Source organism: Miniimonas arenae (assembly GCF_006351005.1).
GTDB lineage: Bacteria > Actinomycetota > Actinomycetes > Actinomycetales > Beutenbergiaceae > Miniimonas > Miniimonas arenae.
In genome coordinates, this window is record NZ_VENP01000124.1 from 1 (window position 1) to 1,561 (window position 1,561).

Below are 1,561 nucleotides of genomic sequence, written 5' to 3' on the forward strand. Positions count from 1 at the left end.
GATCGCAAGCGAGGTCTCCCAGTGCGTCTCCGGCGTCCCTGTGACATTCGCCAAAGACGTCGCCGATGGGTACAACGCAGTCAAGCACGCGAACCGACCTGATCCTGACCCCGCCGACCTGATCGTCAGCTACCGGCTTGGTGTGAAGATCGTTCGGGCGTGGATTGCTTTGAGGCTGGGCGTGCCAGAGCGTGTCATCGCGGAGCGCCTGAGATAAGTGGCATCGGAATCAACTGGGTCTGGCTCCGTCGGTTGCCTTGTCTTCAAGGCCGGGGCACGTCAATCCTTGATCTGCGCGTCTTCGCCCAAACGGTGCCACGGTGCACGTCGAACTGGCGGGCGAGGGCCGTCACACTGACACCAGCGTCGCGGGCTGTTCGCATAGCGTCCACTTCCTCGTCCGTGAGCCGTGTTCGAGGTCGTTTCTTTGGTTCCGCTGACCCGCCGATCAGCGGGTCATCTCGCTCTCCGGCGAGGTCGCCACCCTCGTGGGTGCCCTGATTCCACGCGGAAACAAGCCACTCAACCCGTGGTCGCCTGTTCCCGCAGCGCTCCATTGCTTCCACCCCGCGCACAAGGCTCGAACCCTTGCCAACAGAATCGTTGGCCGGGGTTCGGGCCTTGTTGCCGTTCTGAGTCCAGTTGAGGGCGTTGGCGTTGACCTCGGGGTCGAGCAGCATCTCGAAGGGCCGGCTGTTCTCGACGCGTAGTTGGTCGTCTTCGTCGATGTAGACCTTGGTGAAGAAGGCCTGGTTGCACAGGCGGCGGTTCGCGTCGTCGCACCGACGGTAGATGTCGGCGCAGTCGGTCAGCAGGTTCAGCGCATCGTTGAGGTGGGCGCGGGCGTCGGCATAGTCGCCGTGGTGGGCGTCGATACGCCGGTTCACGCCGTCGAGTTCTCCGAGGATGCGGTCCTGCTCTCGTCGGAGCACAGGCAGCGGGATCGCATCGGCGTAGTGGGCCTGCATGAGCCGGTCTTGTTCGTGTTCGAGCCGGTCACGGTGCTTGGTGAGGCGGTCGAGTTCATCGGTCTCGGCGGCCATGAGCCGGTCGAACTCGTGGTGGAGCATCCCCGACAGGGCATCGCGCTGGGCGGGGCTGATCTGCACGCGGGTGTAGTAGTCCTCGATCAGCTTCTCCACGTCTTCGATGAGCATCGCTTGTCGGGTGCAGTCGGTGCGCTTGGAGTGCCTGCCCGAGCACACGAAGTAGCAGTAGACCTTCCCGTGGCGGTTCTTCGCGTTGGACACGATGAGCCGTGACCCGCACTGTCCGCAGTGGATGGTGCCTTTGAGGTAGTGGTCGTGGACCTGGGTGGCCTCGGCGGCTGTCTTGTGCGCGGTGAGCACCGACTGGACCTGGTACCAGACCTCGGGAGGGACGAGGACGGGGTGGGCGCCTCTATAGCGGGTGCCGCGGTAGACGACATCGCCCTTGTAGTAGGGGTTGGTCAGCAGCCGGTGCACAGAGGAGACCGGGGACTGCTGCACGGATGGGTGACACCTGATGTGTGGTGCCGTGGGGTGCCACTGGAAGGATGTCGATCGTGCCCAGACCTCAT

At 63.9% G+C, this 1,561-nt stretch carries 2 protein-coding genes; one reads left to right on the top strand and one right to left on the bottom strand.

The features are described 5' to 3' along the window. A partial coding sequence (locus FH969_RS15535; protein ID WP_342777044.1) for a HEPN domain-containing protein occupies window positions 1–217 on the top strand: 217 nt, incomplete at its 5' end. 46 nt (window positions 218–263) lie between these two features. On the opposite strand, the gene FH969_RS14870 is transcribed toward FH969_RS15535, so the two are convergent. Continuing rightward, entirely contained in the window at window positions 264–1,466 is a 1,203-nt protein-coding gene (locus FH969_RS14870; protein WP_246072008.1) for a recombinase zinc beta ribbon domain-containing protein, read from the bottom strand. Window positions 1,467–1,561 lie beyond the last annotated feature (95 nt).